Origin of the sequence: Williamsia sp. (assembly GCF_016462415.1) — a bacterium.
In the GTDB taxonomy this organism is placed as follows: domain Bacteria; phylum Actinomycetota; class Actinomycetes; order Mycobacteriales; family Mycobacteriaceae; genus Williamsia_A.
Genome location: NZ_JAEMTF010000040.1, coordinates 1 through 7,488, shown reverse-complemented (window position 1 = coordinate 7,488; position 7,488 = coordinate 1). Strand labels below are relative to the sequence as shown.

The window sequence follows — 7,488 nt, the reverse complement described above, 5'->3', positions numbered from 1 at the left end:
ACCGACAAGCAGACCGGCGTCATCAACTGCACGTACGCGGGTATGCGCGGCGGCGTCATGCTCGCCCTGCTGCCGATCCTCGCCGGCGACATCCCGTGGTCGGCGGGTGGACTGATGCGATGCTTCGACCTCGTCTCCGAGGAGGGCACCATCAACAACGCGACCTTCCCGGCGGCGGTCAGTCGTGGTCCGATCGGGCCCGCCTGGCTCACCGGAACCCTGATCGCCGAATGTCTCTCGCAGATGCTCGACCGCTCGGTCGACCTGGGCACCAGCGTGCAGGCCGCGTGCTGCGGCACCTGGGACACCGCCGTCATCGCCGGACTCGACGAGCGGGCCGAACAACCTGTCCCGTTCCTCAACATCATGATGGAGCCCATGGCGGGCGGATACGGCGCGCGGCCCACGGCCGACGGCATGGACACCGGGGGACTGTTCTGCATCCCGATGGGACGCATCCCGGACACCGAGATGACCGAGTTCCTCTACCCGCTGCTGACGTTGTGGCGGCGTGAGGAGCCCGACTCCGGCGGCCCGGGGCGTCAGCGTGGTGGCGTCAGCGCCTCCCTCGCCGTCACCCCGTACGGAACAAGTCTGCCGATGGGACTCGTGCTGGCGTCCGCGGGCAAGGCCGTGGCCCAGAACAACGGTCTCGCAGGCGGATACCCGGGCAACACCGGCGTCGAGATCCTCGCCCGCGGCACCGACATCAACGAGCAGTTCGCGGCCGGCACCATTCCCGGCGACCTGGACGAACTGGGCGGCGGGCGGGAGTTCGGTGCCTGCTACGCGGAGAGCTACGTCGCGCCCGGCGAGGTCCTCTACATGCACTGGCAGGGCGGTGGTGGCTACGGTGATCCCCTGCACCGCGACCCGGCCGCCGTCGCGGTCGACCTCCGCGAGGGCAAGGTCACCGTCGAGGGAGCGGCCGCCGTCTACGGCGTCGTCGTCGACGACACCGGTACCGATGATCGCGCGACCGCCGAACTCCGGACGTCCATGGTGACGGAACGGCGTGAACGATCCACCCAGCACCCCGATGCCCCGATCATGGATCTGAGCCTCGGGCGACGACTGGACGACAACCTCGCCGAGGTCAGTGTCGGCGATTCCCGCGTCATCGCGTGCGCGCACTGCGGTCGGTTGCTCGGCGACGACAAGAACGGCGGCGTACTGGATCTGGCGCGGTTCGAGGGCCCGTCGTCGGCGGCGGGACCCCAGGTCACGTCCGACCCGACCGAGTACGTCGACACCGCGATCGTGTTCCGTCAGCTGTGCTGCCCGGGATGCTGGACGGCGATCTACTCGGGAATCGTCCCGGCCGACCACCCCGATCACTCCCTGGAGATCTCCCGACTGCTGCCGGCGGTGGCGACGCGGTGACCACGATCGACGCACGTGGCGAGACCACGTTCGACGACTGGGACGGTCGGTTGGTCCCGTATCCGCCCGACCGGGCCCGGCGTCACCGCGAAACCGGTTCGTGGAGTGCGGATCCGACGGGACGCAGGTTCCACGAGATCGCGGTACGTCATCCCGACCGACCGGCGGTGATCACCGCCGAGGGGTCGATGACCTACGCCGAACTCGACCGGCGGACCGATGCCGTCGCGGCCGGGCTGATCGAGCTCGGTCTGCGACGACTCGAGCCGGTGGTGTTCCAGCTGACGAACCGCCTCGGAACCGTCCTCGCCTGGTACGGCTGCCTCAAGGCGGGTCTGGTGCCCGTCGCCACGCTGGCCGCACACCGGATGCACGAGATCGGCCACGTCAGCCGGACCGTCGGCGCGGTGGCGCACATCGTCGAGGTCGGTGACCCCGCGCTCGACCTGGTGCGCTTCGCCCATGAGCATGCGGCGGGCGGCGACACCGTCCGGCAGATCCTCACCGTGGGCGCACCGTCTGCCGTGCCCGGCTCGATCCGGCTGGAGGACCTGGGTGTCGACATCGACCCGTCGGCGGCGCGAGACGCCGTCGAGGCGATCGAACGCGACATCGACCCTCAGGACGTCGCGGCGTTCCAGCTGTCCGGCGGGACCACCGGTGTGCCCAAGGTGATCCCGCGCATCCACGCCGAGTACTGGAACAACGCCGAGATGTACGCACGGTGGCTGGGATGGGACGAGACGAGCCGCGTGGCCCATCTGATCCCGATCATCCACAACGCCGGCATCGTGTGCGGGCTGCACGCGTCGCATTCCGTAGGCGCCTGCCTCGTGTTGGCGACCGCGGATTCAGTCAGTGCGTTCGACCTCATGGAACGTGCGGGGGCCACCGAGGTCCTCATCGGTCACGGGCACTATCAGGCGGTCATGGACCCGGGGTTCGATCGGGTGCGCGGGCAGTTGCGTCGCGTCGTCCTGTCCGGCGCGAAGGTCTCGCCGGATCTGATGGCACGTGTCGACGACGGCCGAACCCGTTGGGGTGGGCAGCTCTTCGGGATGTCGGAGGGCATGTTCGCGGTGACGCCCCTGGCGGCGCCGCTGCAGGCCCGGGTGGAGACCGTGGGGACCCCGATCGCCCCGGACGACGAGGTCCGCATCCTCGAACCGGGCACCGAGACCGAGGTTCCCGACGGCGTCGTGGGCGAGCTGTGCTGCCGCGGCCCGTACACGATCGTGGGGTATTTCGATGCCGCCGAGCACAATCGATCGGCGTTCACCGCTGACGGCTTCTACCGAACCGGCGACCTGGCGACCATCGTCGTCATCGACGGCGTCCGATACGTCTCCATCGAGGGGCGCATCAAGGACCTGATCAACCGGGGCGGCGAGAAGATCAACGCCGAGGAGCTCGAGTTCCTCCTGGTGGAGCATCCCGGTATCGACGATGCGGCGGTCGTCGCGATGCCCGATCCTCGCCTCGGAGAGAAGACCTGCGCCTACCTCGTGGCCGCGCGAGACGAACTGTCCCTGGCCGAGATCCGTGAGCACCTGACGCGGCTCGGGGTCGCGAAGTTCAAGTGGCCCGAGCGGATCGAGTGGATCCCGGCGCTTCCACGGACCACCGTCAACAAGATCGACAAGAAGAGTCTGCGGGCAGACGTCGCCGCCAAGGTGCTCGCCGACCGCTGAGGACGGGTGCCCTCACAGACCCCACCCGGATCGATCGTATGGAGATCTCATGAACCTCGCCAAGATTGCCGTCCTCGGGGGCGGGCCCGGCGGCCTCTACGCAGCACGACTGCTGAAGCTGCGCCACCCCGACGCCGATGTCACCGTCTACGAACAGAGTTCGCCCGACACCACTTTCGGGTTCGGTGTGGGACTTGCCTCCCGCACGCAGCGCAACCTCCGTGACGCCGACGCGGCGTCGCTCGAGGCCATCGTCGCGGCCGCCTACTCACACGAGATGTCCATGCAGGTGGGCGAGGACGTGGTCCGCATCGCGCACGGCGACCTGCTGGCCATCGCCCGCACACAGCTGCTGGCGATCCTGCAGGACCAGGCACAGCGCGCCGGGGTCACCCTCGCCTTCGGCGAGCGCCGTGTGGCGGCCGACCTGAATGCCGACCTCGTGATCGCGGCCGACGGTATCAACAGTGCGACCCGCGGATCCGATCCCCGCTTCGGTGCCCACCTCACCACCGGCACCGGGTTGTACCTCTGGTGCGGAACAGATTTCGCCCTACCGAGTGCCATCTTCGTACCGTCGACCACCGAGCACGGGACCTTCGTCGCACACGCCTACCCCTATTCGACCGACCGCAGTACCTTCCTCATCGAGACCGACGAGGCCACCTGGCGACGAGCGGGTTTCGACGTCTCGACCGCCGAGACCGATCAAGCCGGCTCCGACATGACCTCCCTGCGGTACCTGCAGTCGGCGTTCGCCGACACGCTCGCCGGGCACGGCCTGATCGGCAACCGCACCCGCTGGATGCGGTTCCGGACCGTCCGATGCGATCGCTGGTCGGTCGACAACGTCGTCCTCCTCGGCGACGCGGCACACACCGCCCACTACTCGATCGGCTCGGGTACCAAGCTGGCCATGGAGGACGCCATCGCACTCGATGCGGCCCTGCGGGATTCGGACTCGATCGCCGACGCCCTCGCGTCATACGAGCAGACCCGTCGGCCCGCGGTCGACCATCTCCAGCAGATCGCGCGACGCAGCGAACTGTGGTGGGAGTCGTTCCCACAACGGATGGATCTCGCGGTGGACCGGCTGATGGTCTCGTACATGACCCGATCGGGGAAGGTGGGTCTCGACCGGTTCCTCGACTCGGCGCCCGAGGTGGCGTGGGCAGGGGTCACGAGCTACGCCGGCGTCGCCGACGACGCGGCCCGACCGGATGACGTCACGCAGTGGGTGCTGGCGCAGCCCGTCGAACACCCCCGGGGTTCCTATCCCGCACGGCAGGCGCCCGCGGATCTCCGCGACGACCCGGAGACCGTCGTCCACCACGTCGACTCCGACTCCGCCTGGGATGCGGCTGCCGACGCCTTGGTCGCCGCCGCAGGGACAGATGCGGTGGCCTGGTTGGACGGAGCGCCCGACCGCGAGTCCGTGCTGACGCGCCTCGACGTCGCCGAGCGCATCGTCCTGGGCACCGACGCACTCGTGGTCGTGGAGATCCCGTCGAGCTGCCTCGCCGATGCGGCGGCGGGTCTGGTCAGTGGCCGAACCCACCTCGTGGCCCTCACCGCTGACGCCGACACGGAGGCCGAGGGGGCAGTGCGGGCTGTGGCGTCCTCGGTGTGAGGGCGTTTCGATGAGACCCGCCGGTTATCCTTCATCGATGACCAGCGAGGACGAGTCGGTGCCGGCCCGCAACCCGCGCCGCGAGCTGGTCGAGAAGCAGATCCTCGACCAGGCGACCAGGTTGTTCGCCGAGAAGGGGTACGCGAGCACGACGCTGCAGGACATCGCCGACGCCACCGGACTGACCCGGCCGTCGCTCTATCACTACGTCGCGAACAAGGACGCGCTGCTGTCGCGACTGGTCAGCGAGAGCACGGACACCCCGGCCGCGATGCTCCACGAGATCAACGAACGCACCGATCTCGGTCCCAGCGAGAAGCTTCGCAAGATGGCGACGGCGATCGCGGTGAACCAGGCGCAGACCGCCGACCGGTTCAAGTTGATCATCCGGTCCGAGGCGGCGTTGCCCGACGAGATCTCCCGAGCCTTTCAGCAGAGCCGTCGGCACGTGCTCCAGGAGTTCGTGCGGGTGATCGAGGACGGCGTACGCAGCGGCGAGATGCGCCCGGTCCATCCGCGGACGGCCGCGCTGGGGATCATCGGGATGTTGAACTGGGTGGCGTGGTGGCACACTCCGGGCGATCCGGACGCCGACCGGACCGCCGCGGTCCAGCTGGCTGACATGGCACTGCGGACCGTGTCTCAGACCGACGTCGGGCCGTCGACTCCGGAGGGTCCGGAGCGAGCCATCGCCCTGATCCGTCAGGACCTGGACTACCTGGAGCGGTTGCTCGCGCAGGAGTGACGCGTCACCCGCTCTACTCGAGCCTGATGGCTCGGACCGCCGCGAGCATCACATCCCGCAGCGACTCCGCGGTGGGGTGGCTCTGCTTGGTCCAGCGGACCATCGCACCGGTCAGGGCGTCGTTCATCGCCTGGCCGAGAGAGTCAGGCGATCCGGCACGCGGCAGGCTCCCGTCGTCCTGCGCCTGCGCGATCATCTCGGTCAGGACCTCGGCGGTGGAGTCCGGGACGGGCAGCAGCGGACCACCCGCGTAGACCCACGCGCGGACCAACGGCAGCGCCACCTCGACATCCTGTGCGTAGGCCAGTGACCACCGTTCCTGCGCGTCGAGGATGCGATTGCGCAGGGGGAGTGCGGGGTCGGTGTCGGATCGCAGCAGGTCGGCGAAACTCGTGTGCAGCGAGCGTGCCACCTCGCCGAGCAACAATTCCTTCTGCGGGAAGTGATTGAAGACGGTGGCACGGGCCACCTGCGCCTCGACCGCGATCCGTTCCATCGTGGTGTTGCTGTATCCCAGATCGCCGAACAGTCGGACCGCGGCGGCCAGGATGCGTTCTCGAATAGCGCTTTTGCGGTCCGGCGGACCCGAAGCGACCGAGTCGTCGGCGGATTCGGCTGTCATTAGGCAGACTATAGAGTCCTGTTCGCGTCATCTCGACCGCTCCCGCGAATCAGGCGACGAAGATCACGGCTGATCCGGCGGGTGAAAACGATGTCACTTCGGCGGGAGGGTCCGCACGTGGGTGACACCGCGATCGACCCAGTCGCCGAGATCGTCGCGGCTCTCGATCCCCGCCGCGGCCACGCGCAGCCAGCCCCGGGCCTCGCGTCCGGACATGATCATCGGCGACGTGTGCAGGTGCTCGAGCAGCTCATCGGTCTCCGCGGGCGGGACGCGGAGCATGAGCCCGCCCTCTCTGCTGACGGCGACCACCATGTGTCCGTCGATGAGGAACGCGAGTCCACCGAACATCGCCTTCTCGGTCACGCCGGGCTCGATCTCGAGGAGCTCACGGATCCGGTCCGCGAGCACGTCGTCGTATGCCATGCGCCCATTCTTCGACGGCGCACGGTCACTTGTCTCGCTCTGGGCCAGATCCAATCGACTTCCAACACCGTCCGGTTAGGTTCGGCGCTCGATGAGTGTCGGGACCTGACAGGAGTAGCCATGACCAATGCCCCAGCGCCGCGACCGCAGCCTGTCCGGCCGTTCGACGAGGACCAGGAACGTCTCGGGCCGCCGCCGCCCGCCGCGGCAGATGACGGGTTCCGCTCCTACCTTCAGGCGCTACATCCTCGGATGCTGCTGGCGATGGGCGACGGGATGCCGATCGTCATCAAGCAGCTGGTGCAGCTGTTGTTCCTGCTCTGCTGGCCGTTCTGGGCCGTGGGCGGACTGGTCGTCGGCGTCATCTACTACTGGGTCCTCTATCCGGTGCTGTGGGTGCTGTTCTGGCCGGTGCGCGCGCTGTTCGGCGACAAGAAGACCACCGCCGAACCCACGGACGGCACCGTCAGCGGGTGAGGAGTGTCGGCGTCGTGACCTAGCGTCGTCACATGGACCTCGACCTCGCGGGCCGTCGCGCCCTGATCACCGGGAGCAGCGGCGGCATCGGCCGTGCCATCGCCCAACGGCTGGCCGAGGAGGGGTGTGCGGTGATCGTCCACGGACGCGACCGTGCGCGAGCCGACGAGGCAGCCGCTCGGATCGCGGCGACCGGGCCACAGGCCACGTCGGTCGTCGGTGATCTGACCCGTGCGGACGACACCGACCGCATCTGCGACGAGGTGTCGATGCTCGGGGGAGTCGACATCGTCGTCGCGAACGCCGGACCGTTCGTCGAGAACACCTGGGACACCGCAGATCCCGACGACTGGCTCTCGGCGTTCGAGGGAAACGTCTTCTCGACGGTGCGGCTGATCCGTCGTCTCACGCCGACCATGCGGGAGAAGGGATGGGGCCGGGTGCTGACCATCGGGACCCGGGCCACGGTCACCCCTCTGGCCACGATGGTGGAGTACTCGGCGGCCAAGGCGGC

Annotated in this window: 8 protein-coding genes; 6 read left to right on the top strand and 2 right to left on the bottom strand. The window is 68.6% G+C overall.

The annotated features are described in order from the left end of the window. The 4 genes from JHC79_RS11720 to JHC79_RS11705 form a co-directional block, all read left to right on the top strand. On the top strand, positions 1-1,383 hold a 1,383-nt coding region (locus JHC79_RS11720), incomplete at its 5' end, for a hydantoinase B/oxoprolinase family protein (protein WP_296390877.1). Then, positions 1,380-3,074 (top strand): AMP-binding protein, encoded by a 1,695-nt coding sequence (locus tag JHC79_RS11715; protein ID WP_296390874.1) that lies wholly within the window; start codon positions 1,380-1,382, stop codon positions 3,072-3,074. The genes JHC79_RS11720 and JHC79_RS11715, both read left to right, overlap by 4 nt. Positions 3,075-3,123: 49 nt before the next feature. Continuing rightward, positions 3,124-4,704: an FAD-dependent monooxygenase gene (locus tag JHC79_RS11710; protein ID WP_296390872.1), complete on the top strand. Its 1,581-nt coding sequence runs from the start codon at positions 3,124-3,126 to the stop codon at positions 4,702-4,704. 37 nt (positions 4,705-4,741) lie between these two features. Then, positions 4,742-5,449: a TetR/AcrR family transcriptional regulator gene (locus JHC79_RS11705; protein ID WP_296390870.1), complete on the top strand. Its 708-nt coding sequence runs from the start codon at positions 4,742-4,744 to the stop codon at positions 5,447-5,449. A 13-nt stretch (positions 5,450-5,462) separates the two neighbouring features. On the opposite strand, the gene JHC79_RS11700 is transcribed toward JHC79_RS11705, so the two are convergent. Next, positions 5,463-6,071 (bottom strand): TetR/AcrR family transcriptional regulator, encoded by a 609-nt coding sequence (locus JHC79_RS11700; protein ID WP_296390868.1) that lies wholly within the window; start codon positions 6,069-6,071, stop codon positions 5,463-5,465. 93 nt (positions 6,072-6,164) lie between these two features. After that, entirely contained in the window at positions 6,165-6,497 is a 333-nt protein-coding gene (locus tag JHC79_RS11695; protein WP_296390866.1) for a TfoX/Sxy family protein, read from the bottom strand. Between the two features lie 120 nt (positions 6,498-6,617). Here JHC79_RS11695 and JHC79_RS11690 point away from each other — a divergent pair, with 120 nt between their 5' ends. Then, positions 6,618-6,974 (top strand): hypothetical protein, encoded by a 357-nt coding sequence (locus JHC79_RS11690; protein WP_296390864.1) that lies wholly within the window; start codon positions 6,618-6,620, stop codon positions 6,972-6,974. A gap of 32 nt (positions 6,975-7,006) precedes the next feature. Beyond that, positions 7,007-7,488 (top strand): SDR family NAD(P)-dependent oxidoreductase (locus tag JHC79_RS11685; protein ID WP_296390862.1); only part of this gene is annotated, 482 nt, incomplete at its 3' end.